We start from the raw sequence: 1,053 nt of genomic DNA on the forward strand, positions 1-1,053 counted from the left end.
GCGACATAGGATTCGAGAGAGTTCTACTCGGATTTTATTTGATTCCTCCGAAGCTCGTTTGTAGACGCTCTACATCCCAGAAACGTGAGTTGGACGGAGTCCAACAAAGAAAGCCAACGTCCGAGACGGGCCGTCAGTCGGTGAGCAACGGGACAGCGACGGCAGTCAGCACACCGATAACACGTCCGCACACCGGGATTTTCGGCCCGTTATCGGAAACTGGGAACGATCGTCTGCCCTCTTATTTAGGTTGGCCAAAAATATCGTATGGGGCGGATAGCGAAGACTGTCGCAACACTCGAGAAGTCGTGTACTCCTGCTCCGATCGCGTTCGACTTGTATAGCTGGTTCTACCGCTCGGTCGTCGCTCGGGAGAGTACACTCGCTGCAATCGACGACGGAGATCGGGTTCTCAACGTCGGATGTGGCGGAATGCCGTTTACAGCCACATTGCTCGCAAAGCGGACCGGTGCGACCGTCTATGCCGTCGACCACGATCCAGCAGTGGTCCAGGAAGCACGGCAGAACCTCGAGCGTGCCGGTATTGCAGACACGGTCGAAATAGTCGTCGACGACGGCAGAAACGTTCCTGGCGATGGATCAAGGCTTCCCGAGTCGTGTACAGTTGCCGTCGTCACCCTCCAGGCCGAGCCAAAGGACGCGATTCTGAACCAGTACCGAAACGCGGCCGACGGACCCGAACGAGTCGTCGTGCGCCAGCCCCGTACACTCGTCGCCGGCGAGTACGATCGAGTTACCGAGCGTGAGGACCGAACCGGCTCCATCGGGCATCGAATGCCGACCTTCGACCGGTCACTGTTGTTCGAACCGGAATGAAACGCAACGTTGGGCTCTGGAGACTCGGTTGTGTCCTCATCGTCGTCTTGGTGGTCGCTGCCCGTTGGCCGGAGATACGCGCGGTGCTGGCTCGTGCTCAGGGCCGTGTCTCATTGGGCTCCTGACCTACCATCTGTTCTAGTTTAGTGGCGGAGTGAAGCAGCATCTCAGCGGAAACTGTACCTAATTGGGAAGCTATTGGCTCAGGAGACTGGG

At 57.8% G+C, this 1,053-nt stretch carries 1 protein-coding gene; it reads left to right on the forward strand.

Features of this window, described 5'->3' with window-relative positions; genetic code table 11:
- Positions 1 to 267: 267 nt before the first annotated feature.
- Positions 268 to 837 (forward strand): methyltransferase domain-containing protein, encoded by a 570-nt coding sequence (locus C446_RS11645; protein ID WP_006673308.1) that lies wholly within the window; start codon positions 268 to 270, stop codon positions 835 to 837.
- Positions 838 to 1,053: the final 216 nt, after the last annotated feature.

Origin of the sequence: Halobiforma nitratireducens JCM 10879, from assembly GCF_000337895.1 — an archaeon.
In the GTDB taxonomy this organism is placed as follows: Archaea; Halobacteriota; Halobacteria; order Halobacteriales; family Natrialbaceae; genus Natronobacterium; species Natronobacterium nitratireducens.

Coding starts and splice junctions, on each gene's coding strand:
- C446_RS11645 (WP_006673308.1), top strand. CDS start 268: ATGGGGCGGATAGCGAAGACTGTCGCAACACTCGAGAAGTCGTGTACT.